Genomic DNA, 26,784 nt, shown 5'->3' on the forward strand with positions numbered 1-26,784 from the left:
AAATATTCCGAAACAACTAGCCAAAACGGTCGACTGACTTATGGCAATAAGGGATTTTGTGATGTTTAAAATAGTAATCCTGATGATAGTCTTCGGCAGGCCAAAAGGGTTGTGCTTGCAATAATTGGGTTACAACCTGATACCCCCTTTTCTTTAATAGCTGAATCAATAATTCTGCTTCCTGTCGTTGTTCCTCATTAAAATAAAACACGACACTTAAATATTGCCGCCCCAAATCGGGACCTTGTCCATTTGCCTGAGTGGGGTCGTGAATTTCAAAAAAACGCTTTACAATATCATGATAATTGGTTTTAGCAGAATCATAGACAACCCGGACAGCCTCATAATGCCCTGTAGTACCACTACATACCTGTTCATAACTTGGTTCTGGAACATAGCCACCTGTATAGCCCGACTCGACTTTTAACACACCGGGAATTCGTTTTAAATAATATTCCACCCCCCAGAAACACCCCCCGGCAAGGATAGCTTCTTCCGTATCTAGTACCTCATTATCTTCGACAAAATCCAAAGAAGCGGAATTAACGCAATGACGTAAATTCTTATGGGTCATGTATTCTCCAGTAAACACATGCCCCAGGTGAGCCTCGCAACGCGCACATAATATCTCAGTGCGTTGACCGTCCGCATCCAGTTTTCTGGCCACAGCATTGGCCATTTCATCATCAAAACTGGGCCAGCCACAGCCCGAGTTGAATTGACTCATACCGCGAAACAGCGCCAAGCCACATCGCCTGCATAAATACGTCCCATGAGTCGCTACCTGATTATAAGATCCAGTATGAGGATATTCAGTAGCTTTATCACATACGATTCTTTTAATGGCTGGAGTTAAGCTTGCAGTTTTATCGAGATAGTCTCTCATTTCATACTCCTTTGAACACTCGACTTATGAGAAAGCCTCTTGAACACCCCTGCGGTATCGGCCACAGAAGCCGTCACTAAACTGTTTAAAGGCCGAAATCCTGCCAACAGGAGTTCACCTTTTAATCAAAAATTATAGCAGGAGTAAGCGTTTTTGTATTGCCATTTGGAGAAAAGCCATGATTCCTAATGCCAGCCTATTCAAATCTTTGGGGATAAAAAATTGTGCCAGTCAAGACTGTTTTTTTATTTTTTTTTTGTTATCATAATGGAGGTCTCACGTCTTAACTTACACATCCCTTTCTGTGGATAACCTTCCTGATTTTTAAATCTTGTTATCACTTAACACCCTGTTCTTTTTATAAAACCCCTTGCCCAGTAAGGACTTATTAGCTATTTATTCATAAAGTGCAATAAAAACTTATCCCCATTTTCTGTGGATAACTCTGTGAATACACTCTGGTTATATACTAAAATCCTGGACTTAAAAGGGTGCTTGTTCTTTTTGCAAAGCGTCATAAAAAATAATACTGAAAATACTATCCTCACGATAGCCCGTCACATCTTCAATGTTTATACTCCCATACCATTCCATTTTAATGGATTTGGGTATTGAGATGATTTGCCTCTACATTATGCGCTATAGTATAAACAACAGTTTATAATAGAGAGCACTATGGTAGACGTCATTAATCTTAATAAAAAAAGAAAAGCCAAAGTTCGTTTGGAAAAAGAAAAAAAAGCGTCTGAAAATCGCATAAAATTTGGAAGGACAAAAAAAGAAAAGCAGTTAGAGAAACAAGACAGTGAGCGCAATGAACGACATCTGGATGGTCACAAGCTGGATAAAAAAGAGGAAAAATAAAGACGGGAAGTCTTTTGAAAAAGGCTTTGATTTTTAAGAGTCAACAGGAAAGCACCTTCTCCTCAAGAAGGTGCCTAATTCCAATCCATTAATAAGTTAATGAAGAACAACAGGAATCGCCTTTTTCCTGTACCTTGCCTTGTGGTAGATCCATGGCTGGGTTTCTCTTAAAAAAGCCAAAAGGCTGAAGCTTGGCGGAAATTGTCGTGGTAGGCATCACAGGAAAGTCTTCGGGTCTTGGAAAGTGCGTAGAGCCCAGAGTTACCCACAAGACCAAATTTTCATTGTCAATTTTACGATCCTGTTTAATGTATGCAGGTAAACCACAGCCACCTGAACTTTGATTAGGATAATCTCCCGCCGCGTATTTTTCTTGCGGGTCATATTGTGTTACCCATACCTGCTTGCTGGCAAATCCCCCGCGCTTATAAATATAACTCTCTTCATCTGCCAGCAATAACGGGCTTTCTTGCAACTCTAATTTATATGCCGGTGCGGTGCCAATGCCATTGACGCAATTGGGATTGAATATTTTCCAGGTTCTCTGGGTTTGAGCACAAGCCGAGCGTGCTGCCTCACCTTCGTGTTCAAATGTTTTCTGGCTGCTGCCAAACGCATTGCCATAAGGATTTTTTCCACCCATGGTCATAGGATAAAATTCGTGTTCACTAAATGAATTCTTTTCACCATCAACCATCATATGAAGACGGGCATTAAAAAAATGTTGATGCGTAGGGGCTGCCAGCTCAGGGGTCAATTTCCCGCCCCATTCGTAAGGAGTATCAGGAAATATTGCTGCCGTTTGCACAATACCTGTCAATTTAATCTCCAGTTTCAGGCTGCCGTCCTGGCCAAAACGCCAATAAAAACCATAATCATAGTTACCTATCGTAGTAAAAAAGCTGACAACCAACTCACGAGCACGGCGAACCTCGAAGGTACTGTTACGAACTTCATAATGCTTCCACAGCGTGCCCGCGTCTTCTTCGTGCATGCAAATCGCATTTTTAATCAATCTCGCATTACCGGAATCATCCACCGTGGGAACGTCAAAATAATAAATATTTCCCAAACAATCACATCCGAGCTTTAATTCATTTGCCAATTTGCCAAGACCGTATTCACCCGCATCAAAAGCGCTTTTCCAGTAATGACTCACGGAAGGATCCGCATAGGGGACTATCATATCCGTCACACTGGCCCGGTAAATAATTGGGCGTTCCTTCCCTTCATCAAGGTACTTAATCTGGTGCAAAACCAAACCCTCGCGTGGGGTAAATCCAACATGAAACGACCAGTTTTGCCAATTGACTTCCCAGCCATCCACTTTAAAACTGGGTCCTTCTGCTTGAATAATATCCAGAGGTTTTAAGTCTTGGCGTTTCTCAGGATAAGAGTCGGAATCGTAATTGATTTTTTCTTTAGGGATAGGAACGTTGCGGCCGTCATCAATGACACGCAATACCTTCTCATTACCGAGATCAACTATCGCAACAACCCCCTCAATGGGACGGGCATAACCATTATCCTTTAAATCATCACGGTAAAAACTTATCCCTTTAACAATACGTTTTTCCCTCTCTTCCTCTTCATCAAAATAGCCTGCAGAAAACGCATCGACTTGAATCTTGTCAATTTGCTCATCGTCAAGCCCACGCTTTTCCATTGCGGCACGCCAGCTCGGATCGGCTTTAACGATTTGCTCACATTTTTGAAAATCCTCAATTAAAATAGGCGGCTTACCATAAGGTGGCGCTTCAAGGACAATCTGTTTCCATTCCACAACTTTTTTAGTGTTGAGGTTTACGATTGCTTCAAAGGTTTCATTCGTTTTTTTATTAAAAACAGAGAGAAAAGCGCAGCGGTCGAAATCAGTATCACTTGAATGCAAAACTTCTTGTTGAGGTGGTTCGTAAGTCATCACCCAGGCAAACCGATAACTGTCAGACAGTTCTTTTTCTCGTTTTAAAATATCACAACTTTCCTGAATTTCTTCAAGAGTTAAGGGATCTAACACATGCATATTGACATCCTTTACCTATTAAAAAACTAATATTGCTCTTTAAAAAGTTAACTAAAGAGACAGCGCGTTGAAGTAATTAGATAGAAATAAAAAATAGCGGGATATCGCTAAGAGTAGTCGGATAAGCGGTGTGCAGTATGGTATTTTTTAATCAGTGAATACAACATAAGCTTGTCAAATTAAAAGTCTGGCCTTTTAAAAGTGGTACATTATTTAATCTTCTGGCACTCGCACTAGGCGGTACAACCATTAAGGGTGCACTTTATATCATTCTAATCAATTTGAATCAAATAATTGTCCAGTCACTAGTCATATTGAGTCAGTCAGCAATATCGATAAAATAACCAGCTACTTTTTTAATTAACTTTTAACCAGGAGTTTTTGCAAAAAATTGACTTAGTCAAGACTGTTTTTTTATTTTTTTTTTTGTTACGATGTAAAGCGCTTAACATCTTAATTGCATCTCCCTTTCTGTGAATAACTATTTCCGTATTTCAATCCCATAACCAGACCACACCAGGCTCTTTTTATAAAACCCCTTGTCCCGCAAGGACTTATTGAGTATTGATACATAAATTGTATTGATCACTTATCCCCATTTTCTGTGGATAACTCTGTGAATACACACTGGTTATTCGCTAAAATCCGGCACTTGAAAGGATGCTTGTTCTTTTTGCAAAGCGTTCTAAAGAATAATTAAGGGATTGAGGTTAAAATAGAGCATATTTATTTAAGTATTACATAATATAGGTTATTGGGTAATCCTCAGATTTTAATTAGCATTAAAAGTAAAAACTTAAATAAATAATTAAATAAGCTAAAAGGGTATATTGAATATCAATTTTTAATAAATTCAAAAAATTTTACAGATCCTCATTAGAGAACAGGACACAGATTGGCTCCGTTGCAAAAACGAGTAATAGTTTATAATTAAAGCCACTTTGATCGAAGAAGGGAATAGAGGATGCATTCACCAAAAAATCAGTGTGTCCAGTAAATGCTTCTGCTGTGAAAAAATTAATAACATCATTATAAATAATAATTTTTCTTGAAAAAATTTGAAATTATTGCATTTATGTGAATATTATAGCCATATGATTCGTTAAAGCGTGTTGCTACTTCGTTATAAATTCTGGGACATCCAAGTCCCCAGAATTCATTCACCAACGCGACAGTTTAAAGACCGCAACCCTCCTGCTTCCCGCACGTTTGCTCTGAACGAACAAAGCGTATGCCTGCACCAATGAGTCTACGGCTGCATAAAGATTTACTCCGCATCCCTTCGGGCTGTCTGCGTAAATTGCAGCTTATCTCGGACTACGCACCTCAGCGTTCCGCCTTTCATGCGCGCAGCGGGGTAACGAATGCATATTATCGACGATTCGGAGACTGTTTTATCAATAATGAAAAATTATAATAATAGTGGAGATCAAAGTATGTTCTGTATAAAGAAAACTGCTTTAGCAGTACTAGCTTTAGGAAGCAGTGCAGCATTTGCAGGTACAATGGGCCCTGCGTGTACACCAGGTAATGTAACTGTTCCTTGTACAACAAGTGGTTGGGATGTAGGTATCTATGCCTTATATTTAGAACCTTCTTATAACGGCCATCCAAGATTCTTCAATTATGTTGGTAGTGATTTCGTTGGTGCTCAAAGAGTACACACAAAATTAAATACTGACTTCGACTGGGGATTCAAGTTAGAAGCTTCCTATCACTTTAGTACTGGTAATGATATTAATGTCAATTGGTATCACTGGGATACTACTACCAGCCAAAATTTACATTACTTTGGTGAGATAAGTGGTGCAGAAGTATTTTTTACTCCTTTCCAAATTGATCACAAATGGGATGCTGTCAATTTTGAGTTCGGTCAACATGTAGACTTTGGTGAATTTAAAAATATTCGGTTCCATGGTGGTGCACAATATGCTCGTTTGCAACATAAAATATACTCACCTTATACTATAAACATCCCATCAGCAGGGTTCGTTGTTGATCCTGATACCGGAAATATAGTTCTTTCACCAGCTGAAACTGAAATAGGTGCTAATAGAATCGATCTGACGTTTAGAGGAGTTGGTCCACGTGTTGGTGCTGATATGTCCTATGATTGGCCAAACGGCTTCGCAATCTATGCAAACGGTGCAGCAGCCCTTTTAATTGGTGATAATAAGGTCAACGATACTTCAGATATTGAACCTAACCGTGCTACTCATACTTCAATTGTTCCTGAACTGGAAGCAAAATTAGGTCTTACCTATACTTATGCAATGGGACAAGGTAATTTAACACTTGATGGTGGTTATATGGTTGCTAATTATTGGAATGCCTTCCATGTTGTTCAGGCTGGCCAGGATGGTTCAACTGATTTTGGCGTCCATGGTCCATACCTTGGTCTGAAATATATAGGCGCGTTGTAATTTGATGCCGTGATCAGCAGATATCTATCAGGTTTCCCACTTCCTTATAGATTATCTGTTGATTATGGGTTTACATTACCGTAAGTTTTAAGGCTCCGTTGCAAAAAAGATATTAGTTTATAACTTACACTCACCAGATCAAACTAATGGAAATATGAGATGCGTTCAACAAAACCTCCTGCATTTAAATGACGTCACTTTCACGGTGAGATAATTCTGCAATGTGTGCGTTGGTATTGTAAATACGGCATCAGCTATAGAGATTTGAAAGAAATGATCGAGGAACGAGGTCTTGAGTTAGATCATACTACTAGATTCAGCATTATGCTCCAGAACTCAAAAAATGACTCGAATGGCATAAGAAATGTTACTCTTGACGCTGGCACTTGGACGAAACCTACATCAAGATAAAGGGAGAATGGAAATATCTTTATCGTGCCATTGATGAGCAAGGAAATACCATTGATTTTTATTTGTCTCATCGACGTAATGCTATTGCGGCTAAACGGTTTCTTAAAAAACTTATTAAGAATAACCCCAGCCTGCGATATCAGTGTCATCAACACAGATAAAAACCCAGCTTATGGTCAGACTATTAAAGAGCTGAAGCAAGAAGGTAATTTAGCTTCTTATATCCGTCATTTGCAAATAAAATACCGTAATAATCGGCTGGAAGCAGATCATGGAAAACTGAAGCCACTTATTAATCCCGTGTGAGGCTTTCAATCAATGAAAACAGCCTATGCGACCATCAAGGGGTTTAAAATCATGCGCATGTTCAAAAAGGGTCAGCAAGCGTAGGTCGGGCCTTGGTCCGACAAAATCAATGTTAATCTTCAAACTGATTTGTCGTGTGTAATGTATCCGAGAAAGCCCAATCGCTGGTTATAATTCCTTTTTGAATATAATCAAGGAATTGTCAGGCCAAGGCCCGACCTACGCTTGCTCTTCCTCTTCATCGAAATAGCCCGCAGAAAACGCATCGACTTGAATCTTGTCAATTTGCTCATCATTAAGCCCACGCTTTTCCATAGCGGCTCTCCAGGTCGGATCGGCTTTAACAATTTGCTCACATTTTTGAAAATCCTCAATTAAAATAAGCGGCTTACCATAAGGCGAGGCTTCAAGGACAATCTGTTTCCATTCCACGACTTTTTTACTGTTGAGGTTGACAATGGCTTCAAAGGCTTCATTCGTTTTTTTATTAAAAACAGAGAGAAAAGCACAGCGGTCGAAATCAGTATCGCTTGAATGTAAAACTTCTTGTTGAGGCGGTTCGTAAGTCATCACCCAGGCAAATCGATAACTGTCGGACAGTTCTTTTTCTCGTTTTAAAATATCACAACTTTCTTGAATTTCCTCAAGAGTTAATGGATCTAACACATGTATATTGACATCCTTTACCCATTAAAAAACTAATATTGCTCTTTAAAAAGTTAACTAAAGAGACAGTGCTTTGAAGTAATTAGATAGAAATAAAAATAGCGGGATATCGTTAAGAATAGTTGGATAAGAGGTGGGCAGTATGGTATTTTTTAATCAGTGAATACAACATAAGCTTTTCAAATTAAAAGTCTGGCCTTTTAAAAGTGGTACATTATTTAACCTTCTGGTGCTCGCGCTAGGGGCTGCAGCCATTAAGGGTGCACTTTATATCATTCTAATCAATTTGAATCAAATAATTGTCCAGTCACTAGTCATATTGAGTCAGTCAGCAATATCGATAAAATAACCAGCTACTTTTTTAATTAACTTTTAACCAGGAGTTTTTGCAAAAAATTGACTTAGTCAAGACTGTTTTTTTATTTTTTTTTTTGTTACGATGTAAAGCGCTTAACATCTTAATTGCATCTCCCTTTCTGTGAATAACTATTTCCGTATTTCAATCCCATAACCAGACCACACCAGGCTCTTTTTATAAAACCCCTTGTCCCGCAAGGACTTATTGAGTATTGATACATAAATTGTATTGATCACTTATCCCCATTTTCTGTGGATAACTCTGTGAATACACACTGGTTATTCGCTAAAATCCGGCACTTGAAAGGATGCTTGTTCTTTTTGCAAAGCGTTCTAAAGAATAATTAAGGGATTAGGGTTAAAAAAGCATATTCATTTAAGTGTTGTGTAATATAGGGTATCTCATTTTATATCCTCCCTATTTATACCAGCTTGTTTAAAGATACTAGTCACTGTTTGCCTTTTTGGTGGGATGTTTAAATTGGCAAAGATCAACTTTTCTCTTATATTACGAAGGTTTGAAAATTTATATTTTTAAGAATCCTGCTCCCTGTTACCGCTATATGCTATCGAATAGGGTTTGCCAAAATATAGGATTAGATTATCGACAACGTTTAGGTTGGGTTTTATTCCATTTAAAAGAGGGCCAGCAGCAATTTTATCTCGATGGAATTTTAATTTAGCCATATCATTATTAAGAAATGCGATGGTTGCATAAACATAATCATTCCAGAGGATTGGGATATTATCTGGTTCGTTTGGGTTGATGGAATGAATAAATCTATTTTTGGCTATCCTATATTGATTACCAAATGCATACATTTGCCCTGCATGCCAAGTGATTCCAATTGTTTGCCAATCTAAGAGACTATTTCTATTTTTATCGAGATATTTATCAATCAAAACACCTATTTCATAATAACAGCCTAACTTAGCATATTTTCGCCATCCAGCCTCATGTTGGTCGAAACTGTCATAATCCATAGCTAAGAGTTTATCTTCCTCTATATATGTAATATTACAATCTGCAGAAAAAGTGGTTGGAATAAAATTGCATAATAATATGGCAAAATAAATAATTCTTGTATTCATAATTTTTTATACGTATTGGAGTAATTAATCGAGAGCCCCTCTCAAATATAGTCATCTACATCTGATGTTTTGCTTAAATTCAACAATTTCATAACTCAGATTTGCATTTAATATTTTTTGAAGATTTTATCTATTTTATTAAGGAAATCATCAATTTTCTTATTAATATTTGCCTGATTGATTCTGATCTCTCGATCTATTTAATAAGTATTTCGACACATCTATAATTTTTAGCTTATTATATTGGAACTTTGTGGGGCTATGACATCTGAGAGCACATAGGTTGGATCGCGCCCCTACATTAGATATTAACGAAAACAAATATGCTGTTTTTTGAACAAATTGACCAACTTGATTTTCAGTGAATTTTTTTAATTAGGATGGTATTTTTTATCCAGATTATACCCCATCGCTTGTATTTTGGGTCATGGCGTTAGATAGTTATGGACTAAGCTTAGTTTTCTCAGTAATCAGCCTTTTTGAACGCTGTTTGCTTCGGCTGAGCCCATTCCCACTTTTCTTTTTTTGTTATTCAGCATAATCGATTTAATTGGATATTTACTTGGCGTCCTAACCTTTTCAGATAATCTATTGATCTATAATAATTATAATGTTATTCAAAAGGATGACAATGAACTTAGTAGAATGGAAATCTTTAAATAATAAACCTGACGCTCTCATATCATGGCTTAGTAAAAATTCTATTGTAAATGGAGCTAAAAATGATATTAAGGTGGATAATTTTTTTACCACAACTGTTGATAACTTCCTTTTTCCAGAAGCTCATTGTTTAGTAGAGTTCTTTGAATTCAATATTAAAATAGATGTTTCTGTACGGAATAAAATAATTATAGATTCTATAAAAGAACTTATTCTTAAAAAAAGAGAGTCTTCAGATAATTTGTTAGCGCTAGTTACAGATAAAATACAACTTTTATCATTCCATAAGGTAAAAAAATATTGCCTTACTTCAATATCTGCCGAGAAAATCCCTTACAGAACAATTCAAGTTTTCAATAGTAAAATAAATTTCTACAAAGAATTTCCAATTTTTTTTCAATCAAGGACGCTTGCTTTACAGAAAAAGCATCAAAAAGAAAATAACCAATATACCAAATGTGTAATCACTAGTATTACTGAATCTAATGAAATTAGTGAGCACATGAATAATCTTGATATATTTAGAGCTGTGATAAATATTCTTATAAATAATAGTTGGGGGATGGTTTTTCATACTAATCCAGAACCCATTAATAAAATTCGATTAGGAAAGTTTCATACCCTCCATAAAGAAGATGGTGAGTTTTCAGGCTGTTATTATGAACAGAAATATACAACCGCTCCTTTGGCCGATCTTTCAAATCTGCCAAAAAAAAGAATAGAAAAAAATCTTCGGTTAATCAAAAAATGCAAATATAAGGAAGTAATTATTGAAAGTCTTTTGCTCTACACTAAAGCCTTGGATGAATGGGATTTAAACATGTCTTTACTTTTACTTTGGAGCGCACTTGAAAAATTACTTTGCAGAGATGGAATGAATGAATCCTATCTTTACAAGCATAGATGTTCAATTATTTTTCCTCATGAAATCCATGTTGGGGAATGCATAGATTCACTAAGATGGATTCGAAATAAATTTGTTCATAATTATGATAATCATAATGAAGCTAGAACACTAACTTATCAGTTAAAAAATATTTTCCGAGGGATTTTAGCCTATCATTTATCAAAAAAATTTACTTCATTTGATTTAGCGATGAAAAATTTAGATTCTTCAAATTATAACATTTGATGAATTGATCAGTTTATAATAAATGATTGTTGTACCCTATTTTTTTAAACCTTGAGGTTTTGGAACATTGCTTTATATTTTAAGGGTATTCTCTAAACCGTTAGGTTTTGGAATTATTGATAAAAGTAAAACATATATTCATTTGCCGTAGTGCCATGTTTTGATAGAGCTTAATCTAAGCACAACAATTTTTATATTTTCTCCCACTTCCGCATGGACATTTGTTATTTAAAAATATTCTTCTTTTTAACTTTTTTTGACTATTATACTCAGTGAGGTGTTCAATTTTAGGGCTTTTAAAAAGTTTATTTGCCAATGTACGGAACTCATCATAATCGTCGAACTGCATGTTTTCATAGGAAATAATTTCATAATAATGCAAAGGCGCCGAAGCATTATCTGTAGAGATGCCTATTACCTTTCGTAAATTGAATTTGCAATAAGCAGATGAGACTAGGTACTTTAAAAAGCTATAGCGTTCAGCTCTAGACTTTGATGAAGAATAAAGAACAATCCCTGTATTATTATTCTGAAGCTCTAAACAATAAGAACCTCTTGGATTCTTATCTGCCTTTCCCATTATCTGAATAAATTTTTCGGCTAAATTCCGTCTTGTTAGCCTATCAAACCCTGCTAATTCAGATACGACCAAAAAATATTGCTCTAGAGTGTTTTCATGAAGAAGATCGTCTTCAAAATCAGCAACCAGTTTTTTATCTGATCCAATCGACTTATGCAAATATTCAATAATTTCATCAATCAGGTAACTACATTTATTGTCATCGTTTCTTTTGCTTATTTCCTTAGCATATTTGTCCTGATATACATCCCAAAACCCTGGGGTAATATATAAAATAATATTATTTTTAACTGCATCATTAACTTCGTTGGGTCGAATCTTATATAACGCCAACAGATCACGCTCATGTGTTTCACCCATTATCTGGTCATTAGAATAGAGGGTCTCTCTAATATTTATATACTTAATAAAATCAGGTAAGGCATCAATTTCAGTTAAAATTAACTCTAAATCCCTTTTTAAAAAAATATGTGTTGGAATGTTTTTAAAGGTAGTAAAACCTCTTTTAATAACTGTCCGATCATCCTCCCTAAAATCTTCCTCACCAATAATATCTAATATGACGACTCCAAATAACTTCTTCACATCAGATGGGTTTATTTCTAGTTGAATTCCATGGCTATTTTGGACTTTTAAAACTTTATTTTTCTTCAATGCTAACTGAATAGTAGCTAGCTGAGAAATGCCTTTTGACACGGCTCTTTCTATTCTTTGATAATCTGTAGGTTTTTTATCAACTGTTCCTGATACTCGCTTTGATTTCACCTGAAAACAAATAAGGTTACCCTGAAAATAAATCAAAGTATCCGCAAGCTCATTTTCAACTCTTTCTGTTTTCTTAATTTTGGGGTTACATATTACGAAATCTGATAAAAACATTCTTTTGCATATTTGTTGAACAATTTCTTCTGAAATCCTACCTTGACCGTCAAACACTCTATACCCTCATGAATAGAGAACCTCTTAGATAACTCACTTTAAAAAACACAAAACTAACTAATTTGTTACTGATTGATATATTTATATAGTGTAGTCTTTCCTACCCCAACCATCTTGTAAATCGATTGGATAGAATGTTTCTTATTAGCATATAAAGTTTTTATTAATTCTTTTTGTTCATCACTAAGCTTTTCTGATCGTCCACCCTGCCTACCTCTAGCTCTAGCAGCTTCAAGGCCAGCAAGAGTACGCTCTTTAATTAAGTTGCGCTCAAATTCTGAAAGTGCCCCAAATACATGAAACATAAACTTACCTGAAGACGTTTCCGTGTTAATAGCTTCAACCAATTCTCTTTTCCTCTAGTTTGCTAACATAAGAAATAAGATGCTTCAATGATCGCCCTAGCCTATCCAATCGCCAAACAACCAAAACATCTCCCTCTCGAAGGAAATTTTCTGCTTTTTCTAATCCCAGTCGCTCTGATACAGAACCACTAATTTTATCTGTAGAAATTTACTCACAACCTGCCCTCCTTAATTCATCAAGCTGTAAGTCTAAATTTTGTTCATGTGTAGATATTCAGGCATACCCTACTCTCATTATTATTCCTTGTAGTTCAGAAAGGCTAAAAGAATAGATTAAAATGAACTTTGATTAATATATAGAGTTTTCGAACTGGTTTTCGTTGTGATTTTTAAATTTTTGAACATCAATTTTATTCGTTCACAAACCCATCGCTTTAAGAACCTAGTTGTAGATCATATCGGTGAGTTATATTTGATGAAATTAGGTAAATAAATGTGGTTTTATCGGGCATAACTCTCGGAATTAGGCCACCTCTCATCTTTTCCGAGCCTTATAACGCTTCGACAAATTTTTTAAGTAAAGATCTATTGATAACTTCCCCATAAAAACTGACTCCTACTATTTTTATTCAAGGTAGTCATGAATAACTCGACTAATCGATATTCTTGTTTTCATGAATTATCTTTTGGAGAGTGGCCTGTTTATTTGGCCATTGTTCAATGAAAGACTTATTCAATTGCGTACAATTTTGAACTAGCCAGGGGCCAAATTGAATCAGGAGCAAAGGAATTCTCGGTTTGATGCATTCTTCTAATTCCTTCTGCGCTTCTTTTTTGCATAGATTCTTGTTTGCAATACAGTTTTTTATAATATCGTCACTTAATTGCTGCCAGTTTTCAGGAGGGCTTACTCCTAAAAATGTTTCTGTCATAAGTTTAGGCAGGATTTTGTGACTAATAGAGTCAAATGTTTTGGGATTGATGTTTTCCTCGCAAAACTCATGCTGTAAAAGCTTATTGATTTGTTTTCCAATGCGTTCTGCTTGCTCCACGTTAAAACAAGGGACCAAGTTAGTAGAGTCCAATTGCGACAATGGTTTCGCCATGAGTAAATTACTGCTTAAAAACAATCCTAAGTAAATGAATATCTTTATCATTTTTTATCCTTGATGTTTCCTGTTCAATGCAAATACAACAGAATCTTGCGAGTCTGTAGAAACCCAGCTAATGACGAGTGGACGTGTGATGAATTATCATCTCACAACTCTAGGCAGGGTATTTAAACCAGACAGGCAGCACTTTACACAAATACACCATGAACTTCCATAATCCCACCTGATGCTCAATAGTCCCAAACGGATCGACACTGAGTTCAGGATAGGCTATGCCCAAGCCGAACAAGCCTGGCCCTATAATGCCCACATGAGGATTAGGAGTAACGTGTTCATAATTATCAATGATCATGTTTTTACGTCTTTCAAAACCAACGGCGTAAATCACTTTGTCGCATTCTGGAAGATGGCGTGCAATATTTAATTCGCTTGGGTAGTAGCGGACAAGATTGGCAGGCAAAACACCGTCGATGTGTTTCCTCGCCCATGCGGCCGTTTCACCTTTCAGGCCTGTGTTGTCGAATAAAATCCAGTTGCCCATATTGATGGCATAACGACAAGGGGAGCGATAAAAGTTGATCACTTTCTTTACCCCTAATTCGATAAGAGCGCGTAAAATCATAATGGCCGAATGGGAGGAGCCAAAAACTCCGTAAGTCTCATTCGTATCTACAAAACCGGCAAGGCGCTGCTTATCGATTGCAATTTCAAACGGTACCACATTAACACCGGGGTAATTGAGGCTGGATGGGACAGCCCCTGTCGCTAAAATAACATTTTTAGCCTGGTATTGTTGTGTGTCAGAACATAAAGTCCAACAACCTCCTGAGAGAAACATGCTGTGGATGACGGCCTCTTCTGCAACAACCTGATTCAGCAGAACAGTGGTAACCCATTGCAAAGGCTCCGCAACGTCACTTAAAAGGCAGGTATTATCAGGATTCAGGTTGTTTAAACGAAATTTGGCGGGTGCTTTTTTATAGGAGAATGAATTTGCGGCATGCAGAAAGCTTGAGAAGAGCTTGACCGTAGTATTACTGGAAACGTGTCGCCAGAGCTGACCAAAATCACCCACTTTAAAGTGAGGATCAATCCACAATATTTCAGAAGCCGCTATGCCATAGTCCAACAGCTTGCCTACTGCAGCAATTCCGGCAGGCCCCGCACCAACCACTGACCACTGAAAGGATTTATGCTTCATTTTAATACCTAACGTGAGTTATGGATAAAGAGGATATAACAGCCCGTAGATGCCCAGGGTACGTTCGGGCTGAGGAGATGCCTAAGCATCGTCTCGAAGCCTTGGCATGAAACATAAAATCCGATACTAGGCTTCGAGACGGCATAAATGCCTCCTCAGCCCGAGCAGTTCCAGATAACAATTGATTTTATCCATAACTCACGTTACCTATAATTTATAAAGCTTAAAAGCTTGGGGTATGTCAATTCCACTGAACGCCTGGTCCAGTGGAATTCATCAGTAGATATTTATGCCCCCAGCAAATAATGGAGGTGAATCATTGACCCTGGCAAATCTTATCTGCCATATAGCCAATTGCTCCGGCATAATATATGGAGTTATTATAACGCAGTATCATCTTGTAGTTAGGAAACGCAAGGAAGGTCGGGCCACCATAAGGCTGGACAATACTGGCCTGCAAATTTTGATAAGGCAGGGGTTCGCCGCTTTCAGTGCGCACACCTAATGCATTCCATTCGCTGACTGGTTTAACAATACTTTTCCCTTCCAGTTTCATATCAAACTTTGCAGGAAGCTTCACTTGAATAGCCCAAGGCTCACCTGCTTGCCAGCCGTTTTGTTTCATATAATTTGCTATGGAGGCAAAAACATCGGGTTTGCTCTTCCATATGTCTTTTCGCCCATCCCCATCATAGTCAACTGCGTATTTTACCCAGCTGGATGGTAAAAACTGAGGTTGGCCAGAAGCGCCAGCCCACTCCCCTTTGAAATCAGCCAGGCTAACATGCCCGCCTTTCAGGATGTGTAAAGCGAGAAACAATTCCTTGCGGAAAAAGTCTTTACGGTTTGAATCATAGGCTAAAGTAGCCAGCGCATTGATTACAGGGAAGTTGCCCATGTAGGAGCCATAACTGGTTTCCATACCCCAAAAAGACACGATAAAGCAAGGATTAACCCCGTATTGCTGGGCAATCTCTTCCAATATTTCCTTGTTTCTTTTGTATTCTTTCCGCCCAATCACAATCCTGTAGTTATCTGCTCTGGTATTACGGTATTTCATGAACGTTAACCTATGCTCAGGTTGTGAACGTAAAAATCCTTTTATTTTTCGACTTGGTTCATGAATACCAGCAAACGCTTCATCAAATAAACTGGGTGGTATCCCTTGTTGTAAAGCTTCCTCCCTCACTCCTGCAACCCATTGATTCCAGCTTTGACTGGCATAGACCATCTGGTTTAATAACATCAGTGCAACGATAGTGAGCCCCCACTTTTTCATAGCTCTTCCCCTAAATTATATTTATTGTTTGACAACATTTATTTCGCCCAGCTTTTATTTCACTTTAGTTTTTATAACTCAATCAACTTCCTATGGGTATTCTTAAAAGATAGCTCATTTATTAAAAATTAGCCTGTCTATTCGTAATTCTCTCGCAATACACTGACTAAGCTTGAATCAGAAAGTTAGACCCAACAATAAGTATTGTACAGAAAGTAATCTTTCATGGAAATCTATAATTAGAACCCACTCATCAGAAGAAAGTGGAGCTATAAACTAGTCTTGGCCTGCAAAGAGTGTTATAGGATTTTTTCGCATCTTTTTCCATTCTATTTTTTGTCAACATGATAACTCCTATGATAACAAAATAAACTTTAGGATGTCGTATTGCAAAAAAGTAAAGAGGCCATATAGAGCAGTGCTTCTTTAACATACAGAGATTAAATATCATAAGCCAGGTATTGATGTGTTTGTATGTAAGTAAACTAGAATAAAAAGAAATTAGTGTTCATTGTATTACTGAGGCTTTGATCCACAGGAGTTAAATATGCATATCAAAAATATATTCACATGGAGTTTAATGGGAGCCGTAGTTCTATCTATGCCCCTATTTGCGAGCGAGCCATTTAAATTGAAATCAATTAACTCATTAATCGATAAATACATTGAGAAATATAACAATGAAGAGCTAGTTACAGGTGTGGGGGCGACATTTTTAAGCGGAACTCAAATAATATCAACAGCCCATGGTTTTGAGAACAATAAAAGAAAAAAACGCCTTACAAATAATGCATATTTTCAAATTGGCAGTATAACCAAATCGTTTACAGCCGCATTAATCTTAAAGCTTGAAGCGGAAGGGAAATTAAACATCAACCAAACAATTGGATATTGGTTGCCAGAATATAATGATTGGAAAGGCATTACTATAAAGCAATTACTTAATATGACAAGTGCAATTCCAGGTTATGCAACGATTCCAACGCTTGCAGATTCGATTACTGATAATCCTAAAAAACAGTGGACTAGTAAAGAACTAGTAGATTTAGCATATGGATATAAACACCCCACCTCAGGTTATAATTACTCTGATACCAACTACTTAATTCTGGGTATGATTATAGAAAAAGTCACTCACGACTCCTTTTATAATCAATTACAGGAAAAAATTATAAAGCCCTTACAATTAAAAGAGACTTATTATATTACTGATTCTTATACCCGACATTTTTTAGAAAAAATGCCTGAAAGTTACTATTATGGTCGAACAGTGGAAAACTTAAAGCATGGTCAAACGGCAACCAATGACAATTTATCAATGGCGGGACCTTCTGGTGCCATGGTTGCAACTACATCCGATGTTGCTAAATGGATAAAAGCTTTATTTTCATCCGATTTTTTACTGCCGAAACAGCAAATGGAGTTAAAATCACTCATTTCGATGAAAACGGGTACTCCAATCTCCCATGTTGATTCAGAAGATCCTAATGGTTTTGGTTTAGGTGTTGTTCAAGGTTATAAGCCACAATTAGGCAAATATTGGTATTATGAAGGTGATGCAATGGGATTTAGAGTCCTTTATATTTATCATCCTTGTAATGAAAAAGTAGTGGTTATTGCATTAAATAGCTCACCTTTTGTCGATGAAGCAGCGGGAGATCATAGTGGTGATTTGTTGTTAGCACTGTACAAAAACGCTTTTGGCATATCACAGAAATGTGAGTAAAATAGGGTAAAATCCAACTTCTTTTGGCAACCTTTCAAAAAGAGGCGAGTCATGCAAGAGGGATATAGGTTATGGTCTTAAAGTACTTGTAAATCCGGTGCAAAAAACCTGTTTAGATAAAAAACGCTTCTGGAATACCTCGTGTTTTTCATTATAAAATGAGTTTTTATAATTTGATAAAGTCGCTTCATTAAATTAACTGGTACAACCTCAAAATCTGGAGTAAGTAAGTTATGACCAATATCGATGTTCGCTGGCAACAACGGTTAAATAATTATGCAAGAGCGCTTCAACAATTATCACTTGCCGTCAACCTGGCGCAAACAAGACCCTTATCCGACTTGGAAAAGCAAGGCTTAATCCAAGCCTTTGAATTTACCCATGAGCTGGCTTGGAATGTGATGAAAGATTATTTCTTTTTCCAGGGAAATTCTGCAATTACTGGTTCTCGTGATGCAACACGCGAATCATTTAACAAGGGATTAATTAAAGAAGGTGAAATCTGGATGGAAATGATTAAAAGTCGCAACCAAACCTCTCATACCTACAACCAATCCGTTGCCGATGAAATTGTCAAAAATATTATTAATTCCTACCACACCTCTTTTCAGGCATTCCTGGAAAAAATGCAAGGTCTGAAAGAGCATGAATGAGCAATTAAACCATCTGTATGGCTTGCCTAGCCATGCTATTGAAGCATTGAAATGTGTCTTTAAAGAGTATCCTCAAATTGATAATGCGATTCTCTACGGATCTCGTGCCAAAGGCACATATCATCAGGGCTCAGATATTGATCTTTGCCTTACCGGAAACTTATTAGGGATCACTGAATTACTTGCTATTGAAAATAAAATTGATGATTTACTGTTACCCTGGAAGGTTGATATATCCCTGAAACACACCATAGACAATCCCGATTTGCTTGAACACATTGAGCGAGCGGGTATCCTGTTTTATACAAAAGAATCGTAGGATTTTAATAAATTATTCACTACGTAAAGAAACCATAGGTTCCAGTTTGGAAGCCCGTCGGGCAGGATAAAATCCGAAAAAGATTCCAGTGGCAGCAGAAACCAGAAAACCGGCAATTGGGGGGAGTAAGTAGATAGTAAAAGTCCAATCACTGAAATAAGCGACTATTCTGGTAAAAATCAAACCTAAAATGACTCCGAGCACCCCCCCCAGCAAAGATAGCATGACAGACTCAACCAAAAACAAAGCCTGGATTTCTCTGTTTTTCGCACCCACTGCTTTGCGAATCCCAATTTCTTTTTTGCGCTCGCTGACCGAAACCAGCATCACATTCATGACACCGATACCACCAACCAGCAAGGAAATTCCACCAATGACCGCTAACAGCAGGGTAAAAATACGGCCCTGATTTTCCATGCTGGCTATAATTTGTTTGGCGCTGCGCGGAAAAACACTGAGTTTCGGCGCCTGAGAATTAATGAGTTCCTTTATTTCATTAATGACTTCATCAATAGGGCTGTCTGGCTTGAGAAGCAATACCGCATTATTGATTTTGGCGTCCTTGCTGACCAGACTCATTCCAGCCAAGGGAATAATGACAGCCTGGTTAATGTCCTCGTTGAAAAAGCCATTTTCTCTCCAATGCTCGGCAACACCGATAATGGTATACAAGGATTGTCCTATGCGTAATTGCTTACCAATGGGATCGTCGAGAGTAATTTCCTTGATTTGTTGTGCCAGGCTATCGCCAATAACACAAAAATGCTCAAAAGAATCCAAAAAGGAAACAAAATGCCCCTGCGCCAAGGTCACATGGATGATATCGGCAAGGCTTTCATCGGCGCCAATCACCGCCCCCTGCATCACTTTGCCATTAAAGCTTAAAGTTTGGTAAGCGGTGCTGTAAGGCGCGATTTTTAATACATAAGGGATGCGTTCGGCTATCTGCTGCCACTGCTCTATCGTTAACGAGTCGGATTCACTATGAGATTTGCTGGGCACCTTTTGATAAACGGAAACCGCCAACAAATCGGTACCCAATGCCTTGAATTGCTCCAACGCTTTTTCGGTAGCCAATTGCCCACAACTAATCAAGGCAACGACAGCAGCAGTCCCTACCAGTATTCCCAGTACGGCCAAAAGCGAGCGGAGTTTGGAGGCCGTTAAATTCACCAACGCTTGTTGGCAATGATTAAGAAAGTTCATTGCCCGGACTCCGCTATGATTGCTCCGTCGGCTAGAGTAATTTGGCGTTTGCATTGCGCGGCCACATGCTCATCATGGGTTACCATGATAATAGTCCGCCCTTCCTGGTGTAAGGCCAAAAACAAATTCATTACCTCAGTACCTGTTTTTGAATCCAGCGCACCGGTAGGCTCATCGGCCAGGATAACCTGTGGGTCAGTCACTAACGCTCTGGCGATAGCAACTCGCTGTTGCTGGCCACCCGATAATTGGGTTGGTCTGTGGCGGATGTATTGGCGCATTCCCACTTTCTCCAGTGCGTGCTCCACTTTTTCTTTTATCAAAGCGGGATTGACTCCTCTGTAGGTCAAAGGCAAAGCCACATTTTGCAGCGCTGTAAAACGAGGAAGCAAATTAAATTGCTGAAAAACAAAGCCAATGTTTTGATTGCGCAATTCAGCCGCCTCATCGTCGCTTAAACTGGCTACATTTCTATTGTTTAAAGTGTAAGTTCCTGTATCCGGTTTATCTAATAAGCCGATGATATTCATTAACGTGGATTTGCCGGAACCTGATGCCCCGACAATAGCGAGTAAATCACCTTCATATACGGTCAAAGACACTTCTTTTAATACCGTGGTACTGATGCCTTCAAGATGATAAGTCTTCACCAAATCAGAAAGCTGGATTAAAGGTTTGTCAATCATAAACCACGACATCTCCTGATTTAAGGCCACTTTCAACCACTACTGAATCCGCTTGAGCGGCACCGGTAGTAATCATCCGTTTCTGAATTTTCCCCTTGGCTAGTTGGACCTGAACAACACTACTGCCTTTTTCCCTTTTAACTGCCGCTATAGGGATTAACAATTGATTATTCGATTCGACATTCAGCTCTATAGAGGCACTCATACCCACTTTGATCCACGACTGTTGCTCGGGAGTTAAGGAATTAACCTCTACTACTGCAGTAAAGGAAGGTAATCCACCAGTGCTGGTGTTTGATGCCTGCGCATTCACTGCAACCAATTTACCTTTCAACTGATGCCTGCCAAATGCAACGCCACTAATTGTGGCATCCATTCCTGGCCGAATTTTATCAATGTCTATCTCTGGAACATCAATTTCTACACTGATTCCATTCAAATCACCTATCAAGGCGATGACTTGCCCGGACTTTATGGTTGAGCCCACAGTCACTCTATTATTTTTATCTTCCCCTGATTTCGGAGGATAAAGCATGATCCCGTCACTGGGAGCCTTCAAATGAATCAAATTATGATTTGTTGTCAGAATCTTTCTCACCTTGTCAAAATCAGACAGGCTGAGATTGGATATATTCTGAGTGTTTTTATCATCCATTTTTTCCAGCATCTCAGAAAGCTTGCGAGTAGCCTGCATTAAGGTAACACGTGCCGTATCCACCCCGGATTTCTCACTTAAGTAATTGTTTTTAGAGATTAATCCCGCATTCCAGAGCTCCTCTGTCCCTACAAATTTTGCCTTGGCAATGGAGTAACTGTCTTTCGCTTTTAAGTAATCGGTTAGGGTATCGTTATACTGTTTTTGCAATTCATTGGAATTTAAAGTTAAAACAATCTCGCCCTTTTTAACCATCTGGCCATAATGGAAATGCATCGTTTCAACAACGGCTTCCATTGGGCTGGTTAGGCTGCTTTCCCTCAAGGGTTGCACGGTCCCGGTAAAATGCAGAGTCTTGTGCAGCGGCTGGGGTTTCACTTCATAGGTTTTTAATGACGTGGTTTGCGGCTTATCAGAGCTGTCACAAGAAACCAAAGTTAAAATAAAGAATGTTATTGAGAATATTTTCAGATAGTTGTTCATCCGCCATACCTTAGTTTAATCTGCCAGTAATCCAGCGTGGTCCCTAAAATCCTTTGCAACGCGGATAACTGATTGAGATACGCAATTTTTGCCCCTATCAATCCTGACTGTGCCTGAATCAATTGATTCTGAGTATTGTTCACATCCAGGGCACTGGAGATTCCTGCCTGTTGTTTTTTCTTTTCCAAAGCGTAAGACTGCTCTGCCAATTTGACTTGCTTTTGTGCCAGTTCATAACGTTTGGCCAAACTCTGAATATTATTAATGGTATTGGTTACACTGGTGATTAAAGCTCTTTTGGCTGCAATAAGGTTAATTTTGTCTTTTTCCAACTGCACTTTAGCATTGATTAATTGACTACGCCGGCCAATATCGTTCAATGGAATGGTCAGGGTGACGCGCACTGATTCCGTGATATTATTACCATTGTAAATGCTGCTTAAACCCGTACTGGTTCCGGTTACATCATTGACCGCTCCACCTTGTACAGTGCCCGCCAAATCAAGCTGCCAAAGTTGCTGATTTTTTGCAACCGTATAAGCCCGCTCATCCGCGCGCAAGGCCATTTTCTGGGCCAGATACTGCGTATTGTGATTCAATGCGATGGTAATGGACTCTTGCAAGTCAGGCACTATAATTTCTTTTATCGTCACATCACTGGGGACTGAAATATGCAAATCCGGATCAAGCCCAATCATTTGCAATAATTCCTGAGAAGCCAGTTTAAAATCATTTTCACCTTGTTCTACCATCAAACTCAACGATTCTATCTGGTAGGATTGCTGTATATTTCCGGTAGGCTCTAATTGTCCCGCAGCAATCTTTTTTTCATTAATTTGATAGGATTTTCTGGCTTCCTCCAGTTGCAAACGCTGGTTCTCTAAATTATTCCCGCTTAAAATCAATGCCCTGTAGGCCGTAATGACCTGGGTAATCTGATCCATAACCGATTGCTGCAAACTTAATTTATTTAACCACTCTTTATCAATCGCATCCAACAGTTTTGCTTCATTCACTGACTTGCCAAATCCTCGCAGCAAGGGTTGGGTAATAGATAAATTTAACACAGGATTATAGCTGTTGTTGGTGGAAACATTGTTATCGATGGATACGGACGCTTTCGTCCCTAATTTGGTTTTCAAATCCAATTCAGGACTGGCCAGAAATGAATGGTTTGTCGCGCTGCCTATCCCTTCAAAAGTACTTTTTTGCACGACACCTGAGGCACCAAGAGCATATTGCAGTTCAAACTCATTATTGGCCAAACGCAATTGATAACGCTGAATAATGCGGTCTAATTCCGCATTCTGGATGTTAGGATTGTAACGCAAGGCTAATAGAATGGCTTCTCTTATCGTCAAATGATGCCTTGTTTTCCTTTTTGATTCAGGCGAAGTAGGCAACTCTATCCAATTTTTCAACATGTATTCCGGGTTGGCAATGGCTGCCTTTAGCCTTTCCTCCGCTTGCTCCACCCGCTGTGCTTCAGTAGAAGGATTTTCTGTCCAGGAATAAAGTGAATTGCCAGTATTTGAAGAAGTCTTGGCGCTTGCGGCATGAAAACCAATCAGGCCCGATAAAATAAATATCGGTAACAATGCTGTGCTTTTATTTAAAAATTTCACCTTTGTTATCGCCTGTGTTTATAAAAATGCATATCGATCAAGGTCATTCAAAACGGCTAACCTCATACCCGGCTACCGAAAAGCGCTGCCTGTCCTGCAGGCGTAATGCGGTTAATTGCCCTCCCCAAAGACATCCGGTATCTATCGCATGAATACGCGGATGAGAGCTTCGTCCCATGAGCGCCGCCCAATGACCAAATACGATATCCATTTCAATTTCTTTCCGGCCTGGTACTGCAAACCAGGGATACAGATGATTTGGGGCTTTGGATAAAGTCCCTTTGTAACCCAACTCTAGTCGTCCATGCACATCACAAAACCGCATCCGGGTAAAATAATTGGTAATAACTCGTAATCTATCCATTCCAATTAAATCATCTGACCAAATATCCGGTTTGTTGCCATACATATGCGCTAAAAATTCCTTATACGAATCGCCTGAAAGCACCGTTTCGAGTTCATTGGCCAGTCTCACAGCCTTCGGTAAATCCCATAAGGGAGCTATACCTGCGTGGCACATGACCATATTTAACTCGGATGACAAGCAAAGGAGAGATTGCTTTCGCAACCAATGCCCAAGTTCCTCACTATCGTCAGCCAGCATAACTTCTTCAAGCGTATCGTCATGCCCTTTCCAGGGTTTCCCGCCGAATAATAAGCCTAATAAATGCAAATCATGATTACCCAAAGTCACTTTGGGTTTCACAGGTAAGGAATAAATAAATCGCAATACGGCCAATGAGTCGGGACCTCGGTTTACCAGGTCCCCAACAAACCATAAACAATCTTCCTTCTCATTAAAATCGATTAATTCAAGCAAACGTTGTAAAGGATCATAGCATCCTTGTACATCCCCTATTGCATAATCAGGCACCGCGTTTTGCTCCAAATGCCAATTGGGACAGATCCTGCTCAATATTCTGCCATTGTCCATTCGCTGCCAATCGTTGCAAAGGAGTTATTGCAATAGCACTTGGTTGCTGCGTGAACTGACTGGTATATTGTGATTTATGAATTAACTCGAGTGCGGACATGGATTCTATTTTGCCTGTATTCAAATGATGCACCTGGACAGAATTGGGCAAAGCAACCCCATATCCTGCAAAAACGACTCCAGTATACATTTGCTGAGTGTGGGCCTGTTCAAAACGACTGGTTACATTGCCCCCCGCATCTCGGCTATGAAGCCCTAATGACAAAAATCCATTCTGTATGGCTTGCCAATTTTTATATTCAGGATGCTCACGAACAAACAATTGAAACATTTCGGGGCACATCAACATGCCGCCAGGAACCATAAACAATGGCGCCTTGTTCACCATAATTCGACCTTCATCCAACGACTTGATAAGCCATTGAATGAATTCGACTCCTATTGCCTGTTCTTTTTCTGTTATGGATTCCGGTACACCACCGGTAAAGGTCACCGCTCTGCCATAACGGCTGCTTCGTCGTGCGCCACTTCGAGCCATAAACGCCAGAAAATAACGCTGTATCGCAATAGCATCAGCCCGAATTAAAATAGCGCCCAAAGTACCTGCAGAATGATAATCTTCATTCAGTAGGGCTAACCAAACAGCCAAAACTTCTGGATTGGAGGCAATCCATGCAAAACCACTAACTGGCATCAAAGCTCTGGCAAGCAACAAGTTCAGCCGACGACGGAACTCCGCATCCGCTTCTTTTTCAAATTGATAGTCATAATAACTTCCAGTTTGAATTAAGCTCTCTAACAGAGGGTTCCATTGCTTTAACAATTGGCCATTGCCATCAAACAAATTAATGCGAAACTCATCAAATAATTTGCCAATGCCTTGTAAAATTGCCGCGGAGTAAAGCGCATATTGCCAAAGTTTTTGCTCTTCAGAGAGCAAATCGGGCTGTTCTTGAACGGTAAACTCCTTGAATAGACTCAATGCGGCTTCTGTTCTATTTAAAGCATGCTCGACCATACCACCAGACTGAGAATAATAACTGTTCGCGGTTTCTGGCAAATTTTGACAATAGTTGACTAGGTTCTCGATAAGAACAGAACATAAACTCTCATAGCGAGAGGCTTCCAACCCGCTCAACGCTCTCATTTTCTGGAGTAATGCCTGACGTTTCTCCTCACTCAGAAACTGCTCGGCGGTCACCATACGGATTAAATCTTTTAACGATTTGGACTGAGCGGATAACGAGCTTTTACGCTGACGATGAAACAAGACAACCTCCACAATAACTTATCATATAATTTTACACTAATTGGAAATAAATTTCGCTAGTTGAACATATTCCGCAACCGAAATTTGTTCTGGCCGCTTACCTCCATCAATGCCTAAATCATCGAGTTGAGATAATGTGATAATCCCTTTCAAATTATTAGTAAGAGTTTTGCGCCTCATAGCAAATGCTTTAGCAACAATATTTTCCAGTTTCTCAGTGCTTACAGACTCAAATGGCGAAACACGATAAGGTGTTAGCCGAACTATTGCTGAGTCTACCTTGGGCTTGGGTTCAAAAGCTTCTGGAGGAACATCAAACAAATACTCCACCTCACAATGATACTGCAACATCACGCTTAATCGCCCATAGGCTTTGGTCCCGTGGACTGCCGCTATTCGTTCTACAACTTCTTTTTGTAACATAAAATGCATGTCATCAATGCAAGTGATAAATTTCAATAAATAAATCAGCAAAGGAGTAGAGATATTATAAGGTAAATTACCCACTACTCTTAAATGGTGGCCGAATTGACAAAAATCAACCGTTAATGCATCAGCAGGAATTAAATTCAATTTACCTTGAGATACAGGCAAGTGGGTTAAGTAGGTTTGTAAATCAGTGTCGATTTCAATGGCTGTTAATTGATTCAGTTTTTGCAGTAATGGCTGCGTTAAAGCACCTAAGCCAGGGCCAATTTCCAGCATATTATCATCCGCCAAAGGATTAATAGCTCGCAGAATCTCATTAATAATATATTTGTCTTGTAAGAAATTTTGACCAAAACGTTTACGTGGGCTATGCCTCACTTTCTATCACCTATGTTAGGATAAAATTAATTCAGTAATCTTGCTGACTGCACAAGGTATACCCCATCAGGGAAAACTTGTTAATTTTACCGTAGGTTAGTGCCAAGTACCAGCAAACCCCGACGATACTCAATAACTCAAATCCATCTCTCTCAATTTTACAAATTTATATAGCGTAAACTCC

At 38.7% G+C, this 26,784-nt stretch carries 23 protein-coding genes and 1 pseudogene; 8 read left to right on the top strand and 16 right to left on the bottom strand.

Annotated elements, in window-relative coordinates; translation table 11 throughout:
• Positions 1-16: 16 nt before the first annotated feature.
• Positions 17-886 carry a bifunctional methionine sulfoxide reductase B/A protein gene (locus tag EL201_RS15085; RefSeq protein ID WP_027223026.1) on the bottom strand — a complete coding sequence of 290 codons (870 nt, stop codon included), beginning with the start codon at positions 884-886 and terminating at the stop codon, positions 17-19.
• A gap of 675 nt (positions 887-1,561) precedes the next feature.
• On the opposite strand from EL201_RS15085, the gene EL201_RS15090 reads away from it, so the two are divergent.
• Positions 1,562-1,750 carry a DUF4169 family protein gene (locus EL201_RS15090; protein WP_027223027.1) on the top strand — a complete coding sequence of 63 codons (189 nt, stop codon included), beginning with the start codon at positions 1,562-1,564 and terminating at the stop codon, positions 1,748-1,750.
• A gap of 88 nt (positions 1,751-1,838) precedes the next feature.
• Here the strand turns inward: EL201_RS15090 and EL201_RS15095 are convergent, their stop codons facing one another.
• Positions 1,839-3,773 (bottom strand): primary-amine oxidase, encoded by a 1,935-nt coding sequence (locus EL201_RS15095; protein WP_027223028.1) that lies wholly within the window; start codon positions 3,771-3,773, stop codon positions 1,839-1,841.
• A gap of 1,436 nt (positions 3,774-5,209) precedes the next feature.
• On the opposite strand from EL201_RS15095, the gene EL201_RS15100 reads away from it, so the two are divergent.
• The 3 genes from EL201_RS15100 to EL201_RS15905 all read left to right on the top strand — a co-directional run bounded on the left by EL201_RS15100 (position 5,210) and on the right by EL201_RS15905 (position 6,913).
• Positions 5,210-6,196: an Lpg1974 family pore-forming outer membrane protein gene (locus tag EL201_RS15100; RefSeq protein ID WP_027223029.1), complete on the top strand. Its 987-nt coding sequence runs from the start codon at positions 5,210-5,212 to the stop codon at positions 6,194-6,196.
• Between the two features lie 386 nt (positions 6,197-6,582).
• Positions 6,583-6,768 (top strand): DDE-type integrase/transposase/recombinase, encoded by a 186-nt coding sequence (locus tag EL201_RS15950; protein WP_250637020.1) that lies wholly within the window; start codon positions 6,583-6,585, stop codon positions 6,766-6,768.
• Positions 6,686-6,913 carry a DDE-type integrase/transposase/recombinase gene (locus tag EL201_RS15905; RefSeq protein ID WP_027223030.1) on the top strand — a complete coding sequence of 76 codons (228 nt, stop codon included), beginning with the start codon at positions 6,686-6,688 and terminating at the stop codon, positions 6,911-6,913. Before EL201_RS15950 ends, EL201_RS15905 begins: the two co-directional genes overlap by 83 nt.
• 219 nt (positions 6,914-7,132) lie before the next feature.
• Here EL201_RS15905 and EL201_RS15110 read toward each other — a convergent pair whose 3' ends face one another.
• Together EL201_RS15110 and EL201_RS15115 are read right to left on the bottom strand one after the other, a co-directional pair.
• A complete protein-coding gene (locus EL201_RS15110; RefSeq protein WP_027223031.1) occupies positions 7,133-7,579 on the bottom strand; it encodes a hypothetical protein in 447 nt (148 codons plus the stop codon).
• Between the two features lie 891 nt (positions 7,580-8,470).
• Entirely contained in the window at positions 8,471-9,028 is a 558-nt protein-coding gene (locus tag EL201_RS15115; RefSeq protein ID WP_027223032.1) for a hypothetical protein, read from the bottom strand.
• Between the two features lie 631 nt (positions 9,029-9,659).
• On the opposite strand from EL201_RS15115, the gene EL201_RS15120 reads away from it, so the two are divergent.
• Entirely contained in the window at positions 9,660-10,820 is a 1,161-nt protein-coding gene (locus EL201_RS15120) for a hypothetical protein (protein ID WP_027223033.1), read from the top strand.
• 175 nt (positions 10,821-10,995) lie between these two features.
• Here EL201_RS15120 and EL201_RS15125 read toward each other — a convergent pair whose 3' ends face one another.
• From EL201_RS15125 to EL201_RS15150, 5 genes and pseudogenes are all read right to left on the bottom strand, one after another.
• The gene (locus EL201_RS15125) at positions 10,996-12,336 is read right to left on the bottom strand and encodes an SEC-C domain-containing protein (RefSeq protein ID WP_027223034.1); all 1,341 of its coding nucleotides are present in this window, start codon (positions 12,334-12,336) and stop codon (positions 10,996-10,998) included.
• 68 nt (positions 12,337-12,404) lie between these two features.
• Positions 12,405-12,918: pseudogene (locus EL201_RS15770) on the bottom strand (recombinase family protein).
• A gap of 379 nt (positions 12,919-13,297) precedes the next feature.
• The gene (locus EL201_RS15140) at positions 13,298-13,801 is read right to left on the bottom strand and encodes a hypothetical protein (RefSeq protein WP_027223035.1); all 504 of its coding nucleotides are present in this window, start codon (positions 13,799-13,801) and stop codon (positions 13,298-13,300) included.
• A gap of 109 nt (positions 13,802-13,910) precedes the next feature.
• On the bottom strand, positions 13,911-14,957 hold the full coding sequence (locus EL201_RS15145; protein ID WP_027223036.1) for an FAD-dependent oxidoreductase: 1,047 nt from the start codon (positions 14,955-14,957) through the stop codon (positions 13,911-13,913).
• Positions 14,958-15,273: 316 nt separating this feature from the next.
• On the bottom strand, positions 15,274-16,236 hold the full coding sequence (locus EL201_RS15150; RefSeq protein ID WP_027223037.1) for a lytic murein transglycosylase: 963 nt from the start codon (positions 16,234-16,236) through the stop codon (positions 15,274-15,276).
• Between the two features lie 547 nt (positions 16,237-16,783).
• On the opposite strand from EL201_RS15150, the gene EL201_RS15155 reads away from it, so the two are divergent.
• The 3 genes from EL201_RS15155 to EL201_RS15165 all read left to right on the top strand — a co-directional run bounded on the left by EL201_RS15155 (position 16,784) and on the right by EL201_RS15165 (position 18,934).
• Entirely contained in the window at positions 16,784-17,962 is a 1,179-nt protein-coding gene (locus tag EL201_RS15155; RefSeq protein WP_027223038.1) for a serine hydrolase domain-containing protein, read from the top strand.
• 233 nt (positions 17,963-18,195) lie between these two features.
• Positions 18,196-18,615, top strand: a complete 420-nt coding sequence (locus EL201_RS15160) for a nucleotidyltransferase substrate binding protein (protein WP_011216762.1) — start codon at positions 18,196-18,198, stop codon at positions 18,613-18,615.
• A complete protein-coding gene (locus EL201_RS15165; RefSeq protein ID WP_014844963.1) occupies positions 18,608-18,934 on the top strand; it encodes a nucleotidyltransferase family protein in 327 nt (108 codons plus the stop codon). Before EL201_RS15160 ends, EL201_RS15165 begins: the two co-directional genes overlap by 8 nt.
• A gap of 12 nt (positions 18,935-18,946) precedes the next feature.
• Here EL201_RS15165 and EL201_RS15170 read toward each other — a convergent pair whose 3' ends face one another.
• Genes EL201_RS15170 through rsmA form a run of 7 tightly spaced genes read right to left on the bottom strand, consistent with a single transcriptional unit; the run spans position 18,947 to position 26,600 of the window.
• Entirely contained in the window at positions 18,947-20,140 is a 1,194-nt protein-coding gene (locus EL201_RS15170) for an ABC transporter permease (protein ID WP_027223039.1), read from the bottom strand.
• On the bottom strand, positions 20,137-20,826 hold the full coding sequence (locus EL201_RS15175) for an ABC transporter ATP-binding protein (protein ID WP_027223040.1): 690 nt from the start codon (positions 20,824-20,826) through the stop codon (positions 20,137-20,139). The genes EL201_RS15170 and EL201_RS15175 overlap by 4 nt, the downstream gene beginning before the upstream one ends.
• Positions 20,819-21,964 (bottom strand): efflux RND transporter periplasmic adaptor subunit, encoded by a 1,146-nt coding sequence (locus EL201_RS15180; RefSeq protein ID WP_027223041.1) that lies wholly within the window; start codon positions 21,962-21,964, stop codon positions 20,819-20,821. The genes EL201_RS15175 and EL201_RS15180 overlap by 8 nt, the downstream gene beginning before the upstream one ends.
• Positions 21,961-23,589, bottom strand: coding sequence for a TolC family protein (locus EL201_RS15185; protein ID WP_027223042.1), 1,629 nt, complete (start codon positions 23,587-23,589; stop codon positions 21,961-21,963). The genes EL201_RS15180 and EL201_RS15185 overlap by 4 nt, the downstream gene beginning before the upstream one ends.
• A 43-nt stretch (positions 23,590-23,632) precedes the next feature.
• Positions 23,633-24,463: a symmetrical bis(5'-nucleosyl)-tetraphosphatase gene (locus EL201_RS15190; RefSeq protein WP_027223043.1), complete on the bottom strand. Its 831-nt coding sequence runs from the start codon at positions 24,461-24,463 to the stop codon at positions 23,633-23,635.
• Entirely contained in the window at positions 24,456-25,793 is a 1,338-nt protein-coding gene (locus EL201_RS15195; protein ID WP_027223044.1) for a conjugal transfer nickase/helicase domain-containing protein, read from the bottom strand. Before EL201_RS15195 ends, EL201_RS15190 begins: the two co-directional genes overlap by 8 nt.
• A gap of 36 nt (positions 25,794-25,829) precedes the next feature.
• The gene (gene rsmA / locus EL201_RS15200; RefSeq protein WP_027223045.1) at positions 25,830-26,600 is read right to left on the bottom strand and encodes a 16S rRNA (adenine(1518)-N(6)/adenine(1519)-N(6))-dimethyltransferase RsmA; all 771 of its coding nucleotides are present in this window, start codon (positions 26,598-26,600) and stop codon (positions 25,830-25,832) included.
• Positions 26,601-26,784 lie beyond the last annotated feature (184 nt).

It is taken from the genome of Legionella pneumophila subsp. pascullei (assembly GCF_900637585.1).
Classification (GTDB): domain Bacteria; phylum Pseudomonadota; class Gammaproteobacteria; order Legionellales; family Legionellaceae; genus Legionella; species Legionella pascullei.